Source organism: Roseiconus nitratireducens (assembly GCF_008629675.1).
Classification (GTDB): Bacteria; Planctomycetota; Planctomycetia; order Pirellulales; family Pirellulaceae; genus Stieleria; species Stieleria nitratireducens.
Map to the genome: position 1 here is coordinate 443,084 of NZ_VWOX01000003.1, position 19,164 is coordinate 462,247.

Consider the following 19,164-nt stretch of genomic DNA (forward strand, 5'->3'; position numbering starts at 1 on the left):
AGTTGATGCCAAAAAGCACGGCCGATCCGACAATCGCGGTCGCTGGCCCCTCGTGAAAAGTAGGGTGAAGCAAAGCTGCACGAGTTCCAGTCGCGAAGCGCCGACAGCCCCCTGCCGCCGGAGTACCCGGACGAACACGAGCGTCTCCGCAGCTTCCTATCTTCAGGCCAGCACGCTGTCGATCACGTGGCCGTGGACGTTCGTCAAACGAAAATCGAAACCTTTGAATCGATACGTCAGCTTCTTGTGGTTGATGCCAAGCAGGTGCAAGACCGTGGCGTGAAAGTCATGCACGTGGAAGGGATCGCGTGCCGCGGTAAAACCCAGTTCGTCCGTTTCGCCATAACTTGTTCCGGCGTTGACTCCTCCGCCCGCCATCCAAAGCGGACCACTCTTGGTGTGGTGGTCCCGACCATTGCCACCTTGGGACATCGGTGTGCGTCCGAACTCGCCGCCCCAGATCACCAGCGTGTCTTGCAACATTCCTCTTTGCTTTAAATCCTGAATCAGCGCGGCGGCGCCTTGATCAACCTCTTTCGCTCGCGACGTCACGCCCTTGACGACACCACCGTGATGATCCCAGCCGGTGTGGTAGAGCTGAATGAAACGCACGCCCCGTTCGGCCATCCGGCGGGCCATCAAACAATTGGATCCGAAACTGCCGTCAGGCTGTTCGCCCACACCGTACAGGTCTCGCGTCGTCGCCGTTTCCGAGGAGAACTCGGCCAGCTGCGGGACACTGGTTTGCATCTGAAAGGCAAGTTCGTATTGGTTGATCCGCGTCAGGATTTCCGGATCGCCGACTTGTTGGTGATAAAGCTGATTCAGCGACTGAATTGAATCGATCGTTTCCTTTTGCGATCTTTCAGCAACGCCGGCCGGTGACTTGAGATAGTTCAGTGGCTGTGAACTGCCATAAAACTCAACGCCCTGGTGTTTTCCTGGCAAGAAACCGTTGTGCCAGGCTGTGGTCGGAATCGGTTGTCCAAGCGGGCCAGAACGCATGACGACAAAGCTGGGCAAGTCTTCGGCTTCGGAGCCCAACCCGTATGACAGCCACGACCCCATGCTTGGACGGCCGGCAATGCTAAACCCGGTGTTCATGAACGTGTGCGCCGGATCATGGTTGACCTGGTCGGTCTGCAGCGTCCGCACGACGCACAGCTCGTCAGCGACCTTCTGGAGAGACGGCAGCAAGTCGGAGATCAGCTGTCCGGATCGGCCGCACCGTTTGAAACCGACGTCTGTCCCAAAGCACTTGAGTGCCTGGTACTGCAGGAACGCGAGCTTGACGCCTTCGGTCATCGACGATGGCATGGGCTTGCCGTTCAGCTCGCGCAACTTCGGCTTGTCGTCGAAGGTTTCAAACTGGCTAGGTCCCCCCGCCATGTACAAATAGATGACTCGCTTGGCCTTCGGCGCGTGATTCGGAAACGATCCGGCCGCCAGGGCGTCGCGACCGAGCAAGCTGCCCAGCGCGGCAGCGCCGATTCCAGTCGCCGACTTGGCGAAGAAGTGGCGGCGTGTGACGTCGAGTGGAAGAGAGGATTTCATGACCGATTCAAGAATTCATGGGTGTTCAAAACCGCGCGTGTCACCGCGGTCCACGCGGCGAGTTCGACAGCCGATTCGTCTGATGCTGGATCCAACTGTCCGATTTGAAGGAGTTGCTTCGCTTCACCGGAGTGCTGTCGGTAATGTTCACGTTGTGATCGCAGGAGATTCAGCAACACGTCGCGTTCAGACGTTGTTGGCTGACGCTGCAACGCGATTTCGTAAACCCGTTTGATTCGGCTCTGATCACTGTCAACCTGCTCGTCGCAGATCCGACTCGCAAAGACGCGTGCTGCTTCGACAAAGATAGGGTCGTTCAGCAGCGCCAAGGCCTGCCCCGGCGTATTGGTGATGTTACGTTGCGCGGTGCACTCCTGACGCGTGGGCGCGTCAAAGGCAAGCATCGTGGGATGGATGTTTTGACGCTTCCAAAACGTGTACAGGCTGCGGTGGTACTGATTGCGGTCCGAACTCGTTTCCCAGTCCATGTGACGGCTGCCGAACATGACTTTGTCGGAACGCGTCCAGTACGGATCAGGCTGATACGGAAAGAAGCTGTGGGTCGGAACTTGATCCGTCATCTTCAAGATTCCCGCCGCCCGCAACGCCGCATCTCGAATGGCTTCCGCATGGATGCGATAGCGGCCCTGGCGAGCATGCCATCGGTTCCCCGGATCCCGCTCGGCAAGGTCCGCTGTCGGAATCGAGCTCAGCCGATAAGCTTTGGCCGAAGTCAGCAGTCGTACCATGTGATTGCGATCCCAACCGCTGTCACGAAATTCGCAAGCGAGCCAGTCGAGCAAATCAATGTGGGACGGCCAATCTCCTTGGGTGCCGGCATCTTCCAGTGTTTCACTGATTCCACGGCCGTAGAACTGATGCCAAAGCCGATTGACAAACACGCGGGCGGCGATCGGGTTGTCATCGGCAAACAGCCACTCCGCCAGATCGAGTCGATTCAGCTCGGTTTCGGATCGGTCTTCGCCAACGAGGAAGCCGGGTAAGGCCGCATCGAGAACCGGCCCGGATTTGTCAGAGTAGTCACCGCGATGGAGCAGCCGAGTCGTTTTGGGATCTTCGGTTTGACGAGAGACCAAAACCGGCGTCGCCCGCGAACGCATCACAAACAGCTCGGACTCCATTCGTCGCAGCCGCGCCATTCGCTCTGATTGCGAGTGTTGCAGAAAAGCCAGTTCGGCGAGTTGCTTTTCGGTCGCGTCGCGCTCCTCGGGAGCCTTGCGAACGGCCTTGGGCACCAGCGACATTCGACGCTCGTAGGTTTGGCGATTGACGGGGTTTTCCCACCACAGGCGAATGGCGGTTTCGCCCAACTCAAGAGAGGTCACTTTGTCATTGCGGAGATTCAATCCGCTATCGCCCCAGGCGACGGTGCCGCCGGTTTGCAGCCAGGCCATCCCGACGGCCTCGAACGATTGACCGGAAACGGGTTTGATTCTTCGCTTCAACGGCACCTCCAATCGCACCCAACCAGATTCATTCGGCAGGTCGCCGACGCGGACGACTCGCTCCGGGTCACTCCACGCGTGTGCTTGATCCAGCGTATCCGACGTGTCTTTTCCCCAGTAGTACGTTTCGTAATTTGCGGATCGCCAACCGAGTCGACCGTAATCGCCGTGGGAGATCTGGAGACCAAGCATTTCGGGCCGATCCTCTGGATCGATCCAAACATTCACAAACCAGGCATCTTGTTCCGCATCGGTGGTTTCACCGCCTTCGTTGACGTAGCCGGTCATGAACTCAGCCGCGTGGTGGCGATTGAATTGCCCATCCTCGGCTCGGGTCAGACGGGCGAACTGATCGTCAACGGCCACCGTTTCATACTGGCCTTCCGTGATCCGTGGCGCCGGCAGTTGAACGGGAGCCCAAACGAAGTCGCGGCGGGATTCCGTGTCATTGAGTTCTTGAACGACCTGTTCGCGCCAGGCTTCCATCCCCTCGATCGATGCGGTTTCGATCTCTTTCCCCAGCCGACTGATTTTGGCACGGAGTTGGCGATCACGCCGACTGGCATTTGCATCATCGTGTACGTAGTGCAACGGCTCGCGGCGGTCGCCCGGCGTGTAGACACCGGCTTCGACCAGGTCATCGAAGAAGGCAGCCAGACTGTAGTAGTCTTTTGCCGACAGCGGATCAAACTTGTGGTCGTGACATTCGGCGCACCCGGTGGTCATTCCCAGCCATACCGTGCCGAGAGCACGGACATGTTCACCTTTTAGCTTGTAAAGCTGCTCCAGTTCGATCGCGCCAGCTTCGCAATTGGTGTTGACGATGCGGTTGTACCCGGAGGCAATCAGATCATCGTCGCTCGCGTCCGGAAGCAGGTCGCCCGCCAACTGAGCCATCGAGAATTGATCAAACGGCATGTTCTCGGCGATCGCACGAATCACCCACGCCCGGTAGGCTCCCGAAGCAATCGGTTCGTCGCTGACAAATCCACTGGTGTCGGCCCAGCGAACCAGATCCAGCCAACGAACGGCTTGATGCTCAGCGAAAGCCAACTCGCCCATCCAACGATCGCGAATCCGCACGAAGTGCTCCTTGCTGGGATCCGCTTCGAAGGCACGAACTTCATCGATCGTCGGCGGCAAGCCGCGAAGATCCAGACTCAGCCGCCGCATCAAAGTTCGGGGCGTCGCCTCCGCAACCGGTTCTGCCGCTTGCTTTTCCCAGCCAGCCCGCAGGAACGCGTCGATGGCGTCCGCGCCGGCGCTGCCGTCCGGGACCTCCGGACGGACAAGGGGTCGCCATGCCCAGTGTTCTTCATACTGAGCTCCTCCCGCGATCCACTGTTCGATGATTTCCCGCTCTTGTTCGCTGAGCGTTTGCTCCGTGTGGGGAGGAGGCATGATTTGGTCAGGATCTTCGCTGCGTATTCGCAACACAATCTCCGAAGCTTCCGGATCTCCCGGAACGACGGCTTGATAGCCGCCCAAGTCTTCCGTCGCACCCGCCAACGTGTCCAGCCGCAGACCGGCTTTCCGGTTCGCCTGGTCAAACCCGTGGCAGTAGAAGCAGTTTTTGCTCAAGATCGGACGCACGTCTCGATTGAATTCGATCGCCGATTCGGCCACGGCAAGCACGGACGAGGTTGCGGGCAAAATCAGCGCCCAAACAAAGAAAAGCAGCAAGCGTTGCATGGATGGTGCGGGCCGGGGGGTGAAAGAGCCCGACGAGAATCGTGGAGGCGGGACGTGCAGGAAGGGGGATGCAGGCAAGAAACCGAATCTCGCGAGCGTCCGCCGCATTATATCGGCAGACTGGCTTCCTTTCAGTTTATATCACGGCACGCGATCAAATTGGGCAACCCGCCCGGACGATCGCCCAGTCAGATGAGCGGGCACAGAGCTGGATGTCGGACTTCGAAGTGCGAGAAGAATCGCATCGCAAGGCGTCGTACTTCGCCCGACAATCGCAATCGTGATCACACACAATGAGTCGAATTCGCTACCTCGGTTTAATAGATTCCCAGACCTTAGCACCTTTAAATTCCACAGTCAGGCCGCGCCCAATCTCAGAATCCTCGCGACTCAGGCCATCAGAATCCTCGCGTGTCAGGTCAAGCGGACGGTCAGATCAACCTCCGCAGTCCAAACTGGTCCGGATGAGACCAAACTGGAACGGTTCGTTTCACCATTCAAGTCTTTGCCGCGGTTGCCGCCCTGGCCCATAGGCCTCTTGAACGATTCCGTCTTGCCGCCGTTTGATGGCAACGATGCATTACAGTACGCGTTCGCTGGTCCGCAGCAGCCAGCGAACGACGGTAGACTGTCAATAGATCGGGGCAACCCCGAACGGTGTTTGCCGTCAGGTCTCTGGCATGTTTGGGCATGAGGGTTGCATCGTGCCCGCGGCGGTCGCAGTACATTGATGTCGCAGTACATTGATTCTGACGGACTGTTAGGAAACGACTCGTCGTCCAGAACAGATGGGGCACGAAGAGTGATTGTTGGCATTGATCTTGGGACCACCAACTCAGCCATCGGGTATCTGACCGACGATGGCCCGCGATTGATCCCAAACTCCTTGGGCAAGGTTTTGACACCGTCGGTTGTGGGAATCGACCGTGACGGTTCTCTGCTGGTGGGTGAGTCCGCAAAAGAATTGCAGGTGGTTGCACCCGAGCGGTGCGCCTCGGTGTTCAAACGCCAGATGGGAACCGACTGGCGCTGCCGCCTGGAGGGGAAAGAGTTCACGGCAACGGAGCTCTCAAGCCTTGTCCTTCGGTCCCTCGCCGAAGACGCGGTGCAGCATTTCGGCAATAAGATCACTGACGCGGTCATCACCGTTCCGGCGTACTTCAACGAATTGCAGCGCCGCGCAACAATCCTGGCCGGTCAGATGGCCGGACTGAAAGTCGAGCGAATCATCAACGAACCGACTGCGGCCGCAATTGCTTACGGGCTGCCCGACCGCGGAGCCGAGAAACTGGTTGCCGTGCTGGACCTGGGCGGCGGGACGTTCGATGTGTCCGTGGTCGATTTTTTTGAGGGAGTTGTTGAGGTCCGTGCCTCGTCTGGTGAATGCTTTTTGGGCGGTGAAGACTTTACCAGCATGCTGGTCAAACGGGTGCTCGAGCAGCACGGGCACGTGTACGAACAGGCGGAGTTCAAGGAGCCGCTGCTGGTGTCGAGGACGCGGCAAATCTGCGAACGGGCGAAGATTGACTTGTCAAAGCGTGGCAAGGTTCTGGTGCGTGTCGCTGATAACAAGGGGGAGTTGAGTGAGCATACGACATCGGTGACATTCACCCGCGAACAGTTTCGTGAGTGGGCTGAGCCGTTGTTGGCGCAAATGGACCTACCGATCCGCCGAGCCTTGGGTGATGCCAATCTAGCGGCTCGCGACATGGACGAAATCATTTTGGTCGGCGGCGCTACCCGAATGCCAACGCTCATCGAACGAGTCTCCCTTCGATTCGGGAAAGAGCCACGATGCTCAATCAATCCGGACGAAGTCGTGGCGCTCGGGGCCGCAGTGCAGGCAGGGCTGATCGAGAAGAACGCAGCGGTCGATGACCTTGTCGTGACGGATGTCGCTCCGTTTACCCTCGGGTTTGACGTGTCAAAAGAGTTTGGTGTGGAACGACGGTCGGGATATTTCTTGCCGATGATCAATCGCAATACCCCGATCCCGGCCAGCCGAGTTAAAGAAGTGGGGACCGTGTCGTGCAATCAGACCCAAATCGCGGTGGAGGTGTACCAGGGCGAAAGCCGGCGGGTGGAGCAGAACATTCTGTTGGGCACGTTGAATGTCGATGGGATTCCACCTGGGCCACCCGGGGCTCCGGTCGAGGTGCGATTTACCTACGACGTCAACGGTGTCCTGGAAGTCGAAACGACCGTCGTCGAGACTCAGGAAAAGAAAACCCTGGTGCTGAGTCAACACGCGGAACATTTGAGCGAAACTGAGATCGCGGCGGCGGTCGAAGCGATGCAGGCCATCAAAGTGCATCCGAGAGACCAATCGGAGAATCGGTTGTTGCTTCGTCGTGCCGAGCGTGTGTTCACAGAACTACCGCTTGTAGAACGTCACCAATTGGAAAAGCTACTGACGGGATTTGAAGAATGCTTGGAAATGGGAGACGAAGCAGGAATCGGAAAAATCCGGTGCGCCCTGGAAAGTTTTCTGGACCAAATGGAGGGAATTGACGGTGAGTGATCCGGTTCCAGGGGGTCAGTCCATTGATGACCTGGACCTGCAGCGAGACGACCTTGAGCGATGGGCCAACCGCGTATTCAATTTGCCCGAGCAAAGAGCCGAGTCGGGGGACCTGAAACTACTCGAATTAGTGGGTTCCAGAGCATGGTTCCCCACGCAGCGCGACGACATTGCTCTGAGAATCTTGTGGGGTGACCACAGGGTACCGGTCGATTCGAAGGTGATCGAAACGATTGACCTCGAAGAGCGCCAGCAAGTTGCCGATCGGGTCTCGAGCTTTGAACGCAACTTTTTCAGTCTTCCCGTCGGCCAACGACGACAACGGTGGGAGGAGTTGATGCACCAGTGTGGCGATCTTCCCTTGCTGCACCATCGCGTCAAGGGACTGGAGCGTGGGCTGGATGTTCGACCGGGTGACCACTGTCCTGATTTGATCGCTCCAGACTCAATTGGCGATTTCTTCCAGCGGTTGTTTCTTGCGGAACGGGATCAAGTGTCGCGCGTGTACGCTGAATTCGATCGTCATGTGTTATCCATCTACGGCGACCAAGTGGAAACACTCGCCGAGAATCTTAAACAGTATCATCCGAAGATTGCGATGCTGCATCCCGGGTTATTGACGCAATTGATGCATCGACGTGCTCGGAAGGAGCGTGAGTCGCAAGTGCGCGGACAACGTGCCTTGGAGATGCTGAATAGGAAAGACGCGTCCGTTTCCACCATTCGTTTGATGGGAGTCGCTGCGCTGTTGCTGGCTTGTCTGGTCATTAACATCGTCAATGGTTCAGGTCGAAAATCCAAGGAGGTGAGGCGCGAGCAGCCAAAGAACATTGATCCGTATCCGGGTCCTGACGAAATGATGGGGCTCTATTTGCGGCCGGGGGAAGATCAGTGGGAGAACGCCCAACGGCTTGCAAAGGAAAACCCGACAGACTCCGCCGCCCAATACCGTTTTGGAAGGGTGTTGATCAAATCGGCCCCAATGTCCATTCGCATTCGCGATGCTTTCGTATCTGCTCGAGCGCGTTCGGATGATGAACGGGAGTTGTTTTATTTGCGAGCCTGCGAGGTGTTGGAATCGTTGGCCGTCGCGCATCCGGAAGACGTTCGCTTTGCGGCCACTTTTTATGAGGCTTGCCAACGATACGCCGATCATCCCCAAGAACTGAAAACAGTTTTGGATCAGAGTCCCGATTCCAGCACGGTCCGTTCATTGACTTCTGGATACTTTCGCCAACTCGCGGACACGCATCGGCGACGACACCGATTTCGGGAGGCTGTGAAAACGTTGGCCGATTACCGCAAGTTCAGCCGAGACGATCCAGGGACAATCGGATGGATTGCGACTCGTCTTGCAATGATTGCCTGGTCGGCCGACAGTGAATCGGACCGACCGGAGCCCGAAGTCGCGGACCGTGCGGCACAAGAATTCTTAAGCACGCTGTTGCAATTGTGGAGCCAAAGCCACCGAGATTTCGGCGTCGCGGAGAGTGACGCATGAAAGAGGACTTGCCTGACGATATCACCCAGTGGCCGTCGTCACCCTGGCGAATCCTGGGAGTGGAACGCTCGACGAGTCCACGTGAACTGCGCAGCGCCTATGCTGAAAGGATTCGACGGTTCAAGCCGGACCATTATCCCGAACACTATCGGCGCATTCGCGAAGCATTCGAGCAGCTGAAAAGTCATCGGCCAAACCCAAAGCGAACCGGTCCGCCACGTGTTGATCGAGAGGCGTCGCATTCCGATCCCGGCTCAACGCCCCTGCCAACTTCGTCGGCCGATGCTCCAACGCAATGTTCTTCCGGCGAACCGCGACGCCGGACGTCTGAGCCCCAGTTTCCCACGGAGCAATCCTTCGAATCGATTTGGGCAAAGGCATGCCGCGGTGATGTGGAAACTGCCTATCAAGATCTGGTCAAAGCCAGTGGACGGAACGTCGTGCCCCCGAACGTCTTTGCTGGGCTCTATTGGTTGCTCCGCCGCGAACGGTCACTCGATCCGAATCGGTCTCCAGCGGATTGGGTCAGCGAGGGACTCAGTCGCAACCCGACCCATAAACTGTTGATGGAATTGCTAATCCGAGAGACGTCATTCGGGGGGCGGCTAGACTTGGTTCGGCGAGTGACGACGTGCCTTGATGAGAAGCGTCTCGTGATGCGTTTATTGCGATCTTGGAGTGAATCGAGAGTCCGTCTTGGTCGCTGGGAGGAACTCCGCTCGGGCATTGCGGATCTTCGTCCAATTTTTGTCGACGACTACTCCCAAGATTGGTTTCGGCTGATGCTGTTGATCCTGGATGAAGTGTCATGGGAGAAGGGCGTGGGGGCAATCCAAGTTCGCCATGCTTGTTGGCAGGAGGTGGAATCGATGTCTTATTTACACCTCAAGTTCTGCCAGCAGTTGATGCGGTACGACGAGTATCCGAAGCTGGTCACGGCGATCGACCGAATCGGATTTCTGGGCCAACATTGGGTGAATTCGATCCGCGAAGCGGTTCGAGAGGGCTGGAGAAGATCCGCGGTGGCGGACAATCCGCGGATGCTGCCGCAGGGGCTGCAATCTTTTGCAACGCAGGTGGTCGTTGATCCGGCCAAAGCGCTGCGAGATTTCGATGCGATCGCTCAGACTTCCGTCGTCACGGGCGGGCTTCAAAGAGGGCAGGCTACGCGTGGAACGGTGCTACTTTCCTACTTAAACAAAGTGTTCCGTACCACCGATGATGCTTCGTCAAGGCAACCGGAATCCGATCTTGCTCGAATCAAGTCGTTCTTCGATTACGCCGGACCAATCCCATACGCCAAGCTGAGAGGCAACCTGATGAGGTTTTGCCTTGATGAGGTCATCCGCCCACGCGACATCCTGAAGATGTTGCACCGAAATCCTGCACGAAATGATGACGGAACCGACGTACCACTTTCCGATTCGCTCGCCGATGATGCGAGTCTGATGCTAGTGATTCAGGTTCACGACCGCGTTGGTGTTCGAGGGCAGAGTCACTGAGCGGCCGTGTCACTGAGCGGCCGTTTTGGCAGGCGTCGTTCTCCCTCCCGCGAGTTCAAAATGGCAAGTACCATTTCGATTCAAAGAGAAACGCCGCACGCCTGACCGTCAGGCGGTAACCAAAATCGCGGTTTCGGCTATAAGAGAAAACGTGTTTTCACGACAGTCGGGGCGACACGATTTGAACGTGGTCTGGCGATCCTCAATTTTGCCGTTTTCACCGTGTTTTACGGCACTTTCCCAATCGGGCTTGATACCCTAATGTTTTTCTTTGGGGCCAAAAAGTATCAAACAAGGTATCAAGCCGATGAACGCCAGCCGGTACAGAATGACGTGGATGAATCGACGTTGGCGGAAGAAGTACAAGGGGCAGATGAAGTACTTCGGCCTTCTCGATGGCGAGACCAAGACCAGCAGCTATCAACGTTGCTGGAGAGAGTGCCAGCGATGGATGCGAGACGTTGACGCTTCGCAGGCGGGGTCGGAACAAGATGCAGCCCGGCAGCAGTGGGCACCGATCCTTAACGCGGTGCGCGAGGCGCAGCAGCGCACGATCGATCTCCATGGAGACACCGAAGAAACTCGCGCCATCTGGCAGGATCTGGAGAGCACTTTTGTCGCGAAGCTAATTCGGCCCGCGATCAGCCAGGGGCAAGGCATCGCTGGCGATGATGCGATCACCTCATTGATTGACGACCGGCTGAAGCAGCTGCAGGGGCTTCACTGGCAGCCTCCAGCGACCGGCAGCGGCAATCTGGTCACGCCACCGAAGCAGGCCTCAGGAACGCCGCCATGGGAGCAGGAAGAAGAGATCAGCGGCATTCATCAGTTGATCGAAAAGTTCCTGACCAGCGTCAAAGTCAAACGCTCAGAGCGGCGGGCTGCGAATCTGAAGCAGGGCATTGATGAATACCTGAAGACTCTTCCGTCAGATGTCAGCATCGATGGATTCTTCAGCAGCGATGCGATGCGAAGCTATCGCGATGCGATCGAAGCCAGGGAATTGTCAGCGAGTCGAAAGCGTGACTTGGTCGCACCGATTGCCCAGTTCGCTCGATGGGCCCATGAAGGCGAGTTGATTGACGTCCTGCCCCGCATCGTGTCAGCTGAGAAGATGAAAGTTTCCGTATCGACAGATCGAAGAGCGAACCCGTATGCCGATGGCGAATTGCGAAAGCTTCTGAAGGCCTCATCTGGCAGGTCACGTCTGTATCTGCTGCTAGCTTTGAACTGCGGGTTTACTCAGAAGGATATCAGCGATTTGAAGTCCCCAGAGGTCGACTTGAAGAAAGGGCAGATCACGCGGAAACGATCGAAGACCGGAGATCACGGTAACGTGCCGACCGTCACTTGGCGCCTCTGGCCTGAGACGTTGGCGCTGCTGAAGGAGCATGTGTCAGGCGGGGATCGAGTGCTAGTCAATGAAGCTGGCAGGCCGCTTGTGCAGGAGAAAGACGGGAAACGCACTGCGGACGCCGTGAAGAAGGCGATGGATCGGCTACGGACGGACACGAAGCGAAAAGATCCAATCACATTCAAACGCTTTCGGCCGACAGCGGCTACTAAGCTCCATGAGGGGCCGCACGCCAAGTTCACGCAGTATTTTTTGGATCAGTCCCCGAAGAGCGTGGCTGACCAGTTTTACGTCCAACCGAATCAGCGGCAGTTCAATGAAGCGGTCAGCTGGCTTCGCACCGCCCTGAAGATTGACCAGCTCGGAGAGTGATAGCCCTCCCTGACCCCCGCACCGATCACCCCATCTCATCCGTCGCCGCCGGACGTCACAGGGGGGAGGTGGCCGGCGGGGGGAGCATTCGGTCAGATCACTACCAACCCCCTCCTCTGGGGCAAGTGTCAAAGTGTCAAAGTTGCTTTGACACTTGCTTTGACACTTCGGAAATCGCTTTTACCCCGTAAAAACCCACACATATATATGTGTCTGTAGTAAGTGTCATGGTGTCATAGGGGGTACCCCCTCCCAATTTTTCTTTTGCTAGCACTAGTGAAAAAGTGTGTTGGGGGGGGTACCCGTTGACACTTTGACACTTGTGATTTGACCCCGGAATTTACGGGGTTTTTGAGCGCACAAGTGTCAAAATCGAGGTTTGACACTTCGTTGACACTGACACCGATCAGATACGGGTGTAGCCGAATGTCTTCCGCCCGGGGATCTGAACCCGCTCGACGTAACCAGCTTCGATCAATTCGTTGATGATCTCGTTTCGCTGGCGAGCATCCCGCAGGAACTGCGTCTTTCGGGACAGGTCCCGCTGGGTGATCACTTCTGGATGAAAAGGAATCTGGCGAAGCACCCTCTTCTTAAGTGCGTCGTGTTCGCCGTCTGCGACCTCTCCACAAAGCAGACCGATGAAACGCCGGGTCAAGTAGTTCGCCGTCGCAATCGCCCGGTCTGCATCTCTCAGCTCGATCTCCACTCGCTGAGTGGGCAGCGAACGCGAACAAGAAAACAGCAGTGCTAGCTTCGCAGTCTTCTCCGAAGCGCGGTTCCAGATGGCTCTCGCCGTCTCGTTCTCTTCAGTCTTGTTTCTCCTCCTGATCGCAAGGAAGTGATCATCGAGTCGCTTGGCCGCACTGTCTGATCTGGGGATCGTCCGGACGTTCATTCCGGGTGTATTGGCGATGTTTCCGGATCGATTGCTGAAATTGAACTCCCATTCTGTTAGCCATTTTGCGACCTGAGGCGGCATCGATGACTTCGTTGGCGTGACTTCTTTTGCATTCGGGTGTTCCTGCAGCAAAAGGAACCGTCCAATCAATCCGTTCTCGATTTGCTCTCGGGTGATATTATTCGTGACCTGCTTTGGCGTTGAAAAACCCATAAGCGTCAACTGAGGTCGGTTGATCACGATTAAACCTTGCGCATTGCGATAGGCAACCCATCTCTCCGTGTTGCCACGTCCAAACGCTTCCCTGAAGACTTTCGACAACCCCATGATGTGAGGCATGCGAAAATTATTGATATCGCGGAGGAGGTCTCCGGCTTCATCGAGCATGATCGAGGTGGTGCCGCACTCAGCTAGTGCGCCGAACACTGCCTGTTTTGAGCTGATGTCACCGAGCGGTAGCCTGCTCTCGGAGAACCCCAGTTCTTCGACGACGTCATCCACTGCGTCCTGAGGGGCCTGCTTGCCGCAACCGGTAAAACCGATGCCCAAGACGTAGAGATTTGGGCACGTGGACTTCGGGGAGTCATCGACGACTCGCTGCGCCAGGATCATCGACATGATTCCTAGGGATCCACAGAGCGCGATCTCCGGGTGCTCTTCATCCATCTTCGAGTCAATGATGTGACGGGTCATCGACTCAATGAAGCCGCCATCTTTCCACAGGTGGTCAGGCAGTTGGCCTTCGACTTTTACAGGTTCGTCGCCGGGTTCGTAGATGGTGAATTCAGTATCGAACTTGGCCTGTTCCTCTTCGATGGTCTTCTCATCTACCTGAAGGCGGCTGACACAGAACTCTCTGGCCTTTGCTATGTCGCCGGCGAAGTTCACTTTTGTGAACAACCACACATCAGATAGATCAGAGACCGTCATGGGTTTCGGCGGCTTGTCTTTCGGCGGTGTCCCATTTCGCTTGCTACTGCAGACCGTCGAATTGATCTCTTTCGCATCGAGTGGCGGATCAAAAATCAGGCTGTTCCATCGGAGCATGATTGCTTCGACTTCCTGGATTGACAGATGACTGCCACAGTCGTTGATCATCGCATGCAGATGACCAGAGACACCGAACAGGACGTTATTCCTGCCTCCTTCGAGAACAATCTCCTTTGAAGCGACCTTGCTGCAGTACAGTTCTGCCCGTTCCCGAAGAGACAAACCGCCTTGAAACGCCAAGAACTGCCCCTCCAAGCGTGACCTCATGATGTTGTGACCGAACATGTAGCGTTCGATTGGATCGATGAACTCTTTCCAGTCGATCGCATCAATCGGTTCGTAATCGGCAGCGTCGAAACCGGAGAGGTTGCCGCCATCGGCCACGACCACCTCCGATGCCGGAAGAGCAACAGTGACGCGGCTATCGTCATCGTCGTTCATCAAGTAATCCTGACAGATCCAATCGATGACCGGCTGACCTTCCATCGCGCTCTTGATCTCCGTGAAGCCCTCATAGACTTCGCCAGTTGTCGCCCAGAATCGATTGGAATCGTAGACCTCGATTTGCTGCTTCTGGTCTCCAATTTTGAAGACGCATCTTGCGCCGTCGGGCTTCTTTCCACGCAATAGAAACTTGATCCCCCGCCCTGATGGCGAGGTCTCCCCATACGCGCACGATCCGAGATCCAGCACGATTGGCTTCGCCCATTCACGCAACTGCCCGTCATCGTCGAGGCAGTTATCCAAGTCGACGCCCACATACGGGTCATCGGCCTGGATGACGAAGGCGATCTTCCGCCCTGACTTCACGACTTCTTCATAGGTGTGGAACGTCTCGGGCTTGTTCGTCTTCGCCCAATTGCCATCCGTGTACATCGGGATCTTCTGCCCATCAACGTAGTCCCACGTCAGCCACTGCCGGCGCTGCCGGAGTTCTTCAGGGATCTTTGTTGATGGTGCGGGGATGTCATTGGGCGATGCGATGCCCAGCAGGTGAAAATTGACGTTGCCGAAAGTAGATAGGTTTGTAATCATGGTTCTTCCGTGATTGAGTTAGAACCGTCGTCGGCACCCTCGGCCGGCGGCGGTTTTTTCATGGTTAGTTAAAAGTGATCTCCGTGCTGACGCCTGTCAGCCGGTCAAGAATCGCCGGCAGATCCGGCAGCAGATTTGCGAACGTTCGAAGCGCGTCTTCTTCCTCAGCCGAAAGTGGCTCGGCCTCAAACATCTCCACAGCTTCCTGATGCCCGATGAGTGCCTCGCTGATCAGGGCAGTGAGGTCCATCCCCATCGCGGCGCGAAGATGAGAGGCCAGCCAGACCAGATCGGCCTCCAAATCCAACGCGCGGCACATCGGGCACTGCGTCTCTGCAGTGCATGCGGCACAGTCACTCATGATCGCAGCCCTCCGTGTGATGTCCGCATGTCGGGCACCATTGGGCGCCGGTGGCTTCGCATATCGAGTCATATGCTGCAGCCAGATGACCGGCAGCGCTGTCAAACTCTGCCGCCGGTGCGTATCGACGCAGGACGTCCACAAAGGCGACGATGCCCCGAACGTCGTCGACGAACTCGGCTGTGGCTGGAATAGATACTTGGGTGTCGATCATTGTTGAATCCTTTTGATAAAAGCTGAACTGAACTGAAAACCCTGCAGGGCCATTTGGTGCCTGAATACCTCGTCTCTGACTGCCCGCTCTTCAATGAGCGCGGAAGCGTAGATCAGTGATTCCTTCACCGCGTCAGCCCGTCCCTGTTGAATCAGCACAGCGAGGGCAATGCCGGTATAAAAATCCATGACGTTTTCCATTGGTCATTTTTCTCATTGCCTTTCCGAATGCTGCAGGCGGGCATGCCAGCAGGGTTGTGATAGCGCAGATGCGCACGGGTCCCGCAGCGGGCAGCATTGAGGCTGAGAGGGGCGTAAGAAAATCGCTGAGAAGCAGCTTGACGGAGGCAGCAACGCCTGACAGAATCATGGGCGTTGGGTTCTTCTGTCTTCGAAATTCTCTGAGACCCAATCAGCCTCGCAGCGATTTCGCCGCTGCGAGGCTCTTTTTTTGGCATGTTGGCCCCTGCGTAATCAATACATGTTCCGATCTCAGGGGCATTTTGGCACCCCTCTGGCGTCGCAACTCCTTACCGGGCAACGACTTGCGCCGCCAGGAATTCTTCCATTTTTTGGCGAAAAACCTGTCAGGATCAGGCCGAATCTTACGGATTATTTTCTATAAGCTTCTAGAAAACCTACTGCCCTGGAAGTCTCTAGAATCTGCTGAAAAAGGGTCAGCTTCCGTATCCCAATCGGGTCAGTGGTACTTAGACTACGCCTGTCAAATTATCCCATCGATGAAAGGAGTCATCGAAATGAATAAGAAAGAAACCCTGCTGCGTGCCGCCACTGATATCATCCGATCCGTAGCTGAAATCGAGCTGAATATTGGTGATCTCAGATATCTATATGATAGCGAACTATCAGACGTTCACGATGCGATCAAGAAGGCCGGCAGCAAGCAACTAGACGACGCATGCCGGGCTGAGTGGACGCTTCGAAATACGGTGTTTAATGGCTGGTTGTATCGAGTCCATCAGCTATCAGATTCGCAAGTGAAGCAGCTCGAAAACGATAATGAGAAGTATCGCAGCTGGCGTGCTGCCTGGGAAAAAGAGCGGATGCAAAACCTGAAGTGATCTCAATAGCCATGGAGGGCTAAACATGAATGAGGTCATCATTAGGTCGCTCAGATGCCCATGGTGTGGAGACGCAAAGATGGGCTCCAGGATCGAGATCAGCCGACTCTCTTCCGGGTCGATTAGGTGGCGCCTGCATCGTTGCTTGGCTTGCGGCAGTAAATACCGCACGGAGGAGCGTGTCTGCCTGGAGCAGCCAGATCATTATTATTGTGATAATGACGCTAGCAGTTCACGGGTGGACTGATAGCACTTCATTGATATGAGATTCTAGGTTTTACGTTATATGTTCTTCCTTGTCGGAGGAAAAACATATGACGACAACTGAAAAATCTATCGAACAGCTTGCAGCGGAATATCGCGCGGCTGTCGCCCGGGCGGAAGCAGCTGAGGCGGAGCTTGAAAAGCTGCCCGGGCTGCAGGCCGAGATCGAGAAAACCTCGGATCAATGGCATGAAGTCACTGCCCGCTTGGAAGAAAGGCTCGGCGAGCTGAACGCAGAGCGTGACCGCATCCGCCGCGACGCCGATCAGGCCAGTCAGACTGAAAAACAGCTTCGCTATGCCCTGCCCATGCCGCCGGATGTAGAGGCGCAGATCGCGGAAGCGTCATCGGCCATCAATGGACTACGGGCAGAGATCAAAACATCTCATGGCGCCCACCAGACGCAGCGTCGCGCCTTCCGCCTGCTGGAGGAAGAGATCGGCCGAGAGGATCGACGTCCCCGGCCGGATGATCAGAAAACGCTGGCGGAGGCCTATGCAACCCTCCACGAATCAAGCGAACGCTTGGAGCGTTTAAAGGCGGAGCTACAGAAACAAGAGGAGCTGATCGAGACGCTCCGCAACGAAAACGCTAAGCACTTTTTAGATTTCAAGGATGAAGAATAATGGCAAGAAGCACCCTTTCCGACGTCGCCCGCATTGAGGCCGCGTTAGCGACCGAGTACGGCATTTCCGACGAAACACAGGCCGAGTACTACCGACGTAATGACTACTCCGATTCAGAGATCGAAAAACTCCTGAACGAAGCATCGAGCCGCGAATATGTTCGTCGCGCATCGCTAACGGACCTGGCTGCCTGCATTGTTGAAACCCTTGAGCCAAGCTTTCGGGAATTCAAGCCGGTACCATTGTTCAAAAAGTGTCAGGACATCCAGGCGGAGTTCGGCGATAACCGAGTACACGCATCTACCGGCGTCTCTACGGTCAGTCTGCCTGGAGCGCTCGGCCGGCTGGCGAATAAACAGCTCCTGCAATCGTACAACGAAGTGCCGGCCGTGCTTTCTAGTCTCGCAAAAAAAGTGAAAGGGCGCGACTATCAAACTCATACGAGTTACCGCGTAGGACTGAATGACCTCCTCGATGAGGTCTCGCCTGGCGGCGAGGTCAGATCGACATCGATGACCGAGTCTGGATATGACTGGCGCCCTAGTATTCATGCTAGGTCCCTGAGTCTGGCCGAGGAGATGATCACGAACGATGACCTCTCCGTTTTTCTAGAAGCTTCTAGAGCGATGGGAGCTGCCGGGAAGCGCAGGATTGAATTGGAGCTAGCCGGACTGATCCAGGATTCATCGAGGGTCGACGGCGCACCCACAAGTGGCGAGTTCTGGTTCTCAAGTGGCACCGGGCCTGGCAACGTTCAACCAAACTATATGGTCGGGGCATCGTCAGCGCTGTCGCTCGACAGCTTGGCCACAGCGGATGCGATGCTTCGCGCTCAGCTTGACCAGGCCGGGGACCCCTGTGATTTGACGGGCACCCACTTGCTCGTCCTTGGTGAGAATCACGTACTTGCTAAAACCCTCTACAACTCAACTGAAGTCAGACCGGCCGGAGCTTCATCTACCACGATGCCGATCAGTAATGGTTTTCACCGAGCTTTCGAACCTCTCACTTCCGAGTGGTTGAGGTCTAAAAGGCTCGTGAGTCCTGCGGCCGGCACCGAATGGTGGTTGGTGCATGTCGGGCGTACTCACCTATACCAACTGGGATTTGTAGGCAGCGATGTTCCCGTTGTGGAAACCTTTGAGCACGTGCCGAATATGCTCGGGATCACTATGCGGGCCAAATTGTCATTCGGCGTCTCTTTGATGGATCCACGCGCGGCGGTCTACAGCAAGGGTGCCGCGTAACCGTGCTACGCGGCTGCATCCATTTCTGCAGCCGCTCCTCATCGGATCGCGAATGTATTCCGACTTCCACGTTCGTTGATCCATCCGGGGCGCGACCATCCAAGGGGTCGCGCCCCTTTATTCCAAACAGCAGGCAGTTGATAGCTGTCACGCGGTGCCCTCGTAGGGCGCCGCTTCTTTATCTATGCGTAAGTAATGATCGAAGTAAGAATGCGCCTATCGTTCGATTCCAAGAGAATCAACCGCTCGGTGGCAAAAGCAGAGAAGCGGACTCTGTTCTTTGCGGGAGGTGCCATCAGGCGCGAAGCCAGGCAATCAATCAAGCCTGCGCCGAAGAGGGCTGACTCTCGATACAGTTCACTTCGTACGACGAAGAAAGGTAAGCAGATCACGAAGCGAGGTCTGTATTCTGATCCAGGGAAGCCACCACACCAAAGGACAAAGCCGGGGCTCAGGGACATTGCTTTCGCGGTGGATGCCACC

The 19,164-nt window shown here is 56.2% G+C and carries 12 protein-coding genes; 7 read left to right on the plus strand and 5 right to left on the minus strand.

Annotated elements, in window-relative coordinates:
• Positions 1-162: 162 nt before the first annotated feature.
• Both FYK55_RS07045 and FYK55_RS07050 read right to left on the minus strand, forming a co-directional pair.
• The gene (locus tag FYK55_RS07045) at positions 163-1,554 is read right to left on the minus strand and encodes a DUF1501 domain-containing protein (protein WP_150075667.1); all 1,392 of its coding nucleotides are present in this window, start codon (positions 1,552-1,554) and stop codon (positions 163-165) included.
• Complete coding sequence (locus FYK55_RS07050; protein WP_150075668.1) at positions 1,551-4,712, minus strand: PSD1 and planctomycete cytochrome C domain-containing protein; 3,162 nt, start codon at positions 4,710-4,712, stop codon at positions 1,551-1,553. Before FYK55_RS07050 ends, FYK55_RS07045 begins: the two co-directional genes overlap by 4 nt.
• An 802-nt stretch (positions 4,713-5,514) precedes the next feature.
• On the opposite strand from FYK55_RS07050, the gene FYK55_RS07055 reads away from it, so the two are divergent.
• The 4 genes from FYK55_RS07055 to FYK55_RS07070 all read left to right on the plus strand — a co-directional run bounded on the left by FYK55_RS07055 (position 5,515) and on the right by FYK55_RS07070 (position 11,962).
• Positions 5,515-7,233, plus strand: coding sequence for an Hsp70 family protein (locus FYK55_RS07055; RefSeq protein WP_201743642.1), 1,719 nt, complete (start codon positions 5,515-5,517; stop codon positions 7,231-7,233).
• Complete coding sequence (locus FYK55_RS07060) at positions 7,226-8,734, plus strand: hypothetical protein (protein ID WP_150075670.1); 1,509 nt, start codon at positions 7,226-7,228, stop codon at positions 8,732-8,734. The genes FYK55_RS07055 and FYK55_RS07060 overlap by 8 nt, the downstream gene beginning before the upstream one ends.
• Before the next feature lie 656 nt (positions 8,735-9,390).
• Positions 9,391-10,236, plus strand: a complete 846-nt coding sequence (locus FYK55_RS28935; RefSeq protein WP_161604352.1) for a hypothetical protein — start codon at positions 9,391-9,393, stop codon at positions 10,234-10,236.
• Positions 10,237-10,573: 337 nt separating this feature from the next.
• Positions 10,574-11,962, plus strand: a complete 1,389-nt coding sequence (locus FYK55_RS07070; protein WP_161604353.1) for a tyrosine-type recombinase/integrase — start codon at positions 10,574-10,576, stop codon at positions 11,960-11,962.
• 406 nt (positions 11,963-12,368) lie between these two features.
• Here FYK55_RS07070 and FYK55_RS07075 read toward each other — a convergent pair whose 3' ends face one another.
• The 3 genes from FYK55_RS07075 to FYK55_RS07085 all read right to left on the minus strand — a co-directional run bounded on the left by FYK55_RS07075 (position 12,369) and on the right by FYK55_RS07085 (position 15,651).
• A complete protein-coding gene (locus tag FYK55_RS07075) occupies positions 12,369-14,888 on the minus strand; it encodes a DUF3987 domain-containing protein (RefSeq protein WP_150075673.1) in 2,520 nt (839 codons plus the stop codon).
• Positions 14,889-14,952: 64 nt separating this feature from the next.
• Entirely contained in the window at positions 14,953-15,195 is a 243-nt protein-coding gene (locus tag FYK55_RS07080; RefSeq protein WP_161604354.1) for a hypothetical protein, read from the minus strand.
• A 264-nt stretch (positions 15,196-15,459) separates the two neighbouring features.
• Complete coding sequence (locus tag FYK55_RS07085; RefSeq protein WP_161604355.1) at positions 15,460-15,651, minus strand: hypothetical protein; 192 nt, start codon at positions 15,649-15,651, stop codon at positions 15,460-15,462.
• Between the two features lie 11 nt (positions 15,652-15,662).
• Between FYK55_RS07085 and FYK55_RS28940 the strand changes: the two genes are divergently transcribed.
• The 3 genes from FYK55_RS28940 to FYK55_RS07100 all read left to right on the plus strand — a co-directional run bounded on the left by FYK55_RS28940 (position 15,663) and on the right by FYK55_RS07100 (position 18,681).
• Entirely contained in the window at positions 15,663-16,544 is an 882-nt protein-coding gene (locus FYK55_RS28940) for a hypothetical protein (RefSeq protein ID WP_161604356.1), read from the plus strand.
• 314 nt (positions 16,545-16,858) lie between these two features.
• Positions 16,859-17,434: a hypothetical protein gene (locus tag FYK55_RS07095; RefSeq protein ID WP_161604357.1), complete on the plus strand. Its 576-nt coding sequence runs from the start codon at positions 16,859-16,861 to the stop codon at positions 17,432-17,434.
• On the plus strand, positions 17,434-18,681 hold the full coding sequence (locus FYK55_RS07100) for a phage major capsid protein (protein ID WP_150075678.1): 1,248 nt from the start codon (positions 17,434-17,436) through the stop codon (positions 18,679-18,681). The genes FYK55_RS07095 and FYK55_RS07100 overlap by 1 nt, the downstream gene beginning before the upstream one ends.
• Positions 18,682-19,164 lie beyond the last annotated feature (483 nt).

What these genes read in the sequence shown, in the direction of transcription:
- FYK55_RS07070 (WP_161604353.1), top strand. Translation starts at nt 10,574, where the DNA reads ATGAATCGACGTTGGCGGAAGAAGTACAAGGGGCAGATGAAGTACTTC.
- FYK55_RS07100 (WP_150075678.1), top strand. Translation starts at nt 17,434, where the DNA reads ATGGCAAGAAGCACCCTTTCCGACGTCGCCCGCATTGAGGCCGCGTTA.
- FYK55_RS07075 (WP_150075673.1), bottom strand. Translation starts at nt 14,888, where the DNA reads ATGATTACAAACCTATCTACTTTCGGCAACGTCAATTTTCACCTGCTG.
- FYK55_RS07085 (WP_161604355.1), bottom strand. Translation starts at nt 15,651, where the DNA reads ATGGATTTTTATACCGGCATTGCCCTCGCTGTGCTGATTCAACAGGGA.
- FYK55_RS07095 (WP_161604357.1), top strand. Translation starts at nt 16,859, where the DNA reads ATGACGACAACTGAAAAATCTATCGAACAGCTTGCAGCGGAATATCGC.
- FYK55_RS28935 (WP_161604352.1), top strand. Translation starts at nt 9,391, where the DNA reads ATGCGTTTATTGCGATCTTGGAGTGAATCGAGAGTCCGTCTTGGTCGC.
- FYK55_RS07045 (WP_150075667.1), bottom strand. Translation starts at nt 1,554, where the DNA reads ATGAAATCCTCTCTTCCACTCGACGTCACACGCCGCCACTTCTTCGCC.
- FYK55_RS07050 (WP_150075668.1), bottom strand. Translation starts at nt 4,712, where the DNA reads ATGCAACGCTTGCTGCTTTTCTTTGTTTGGGCGCTGATTTTGCCCGCA.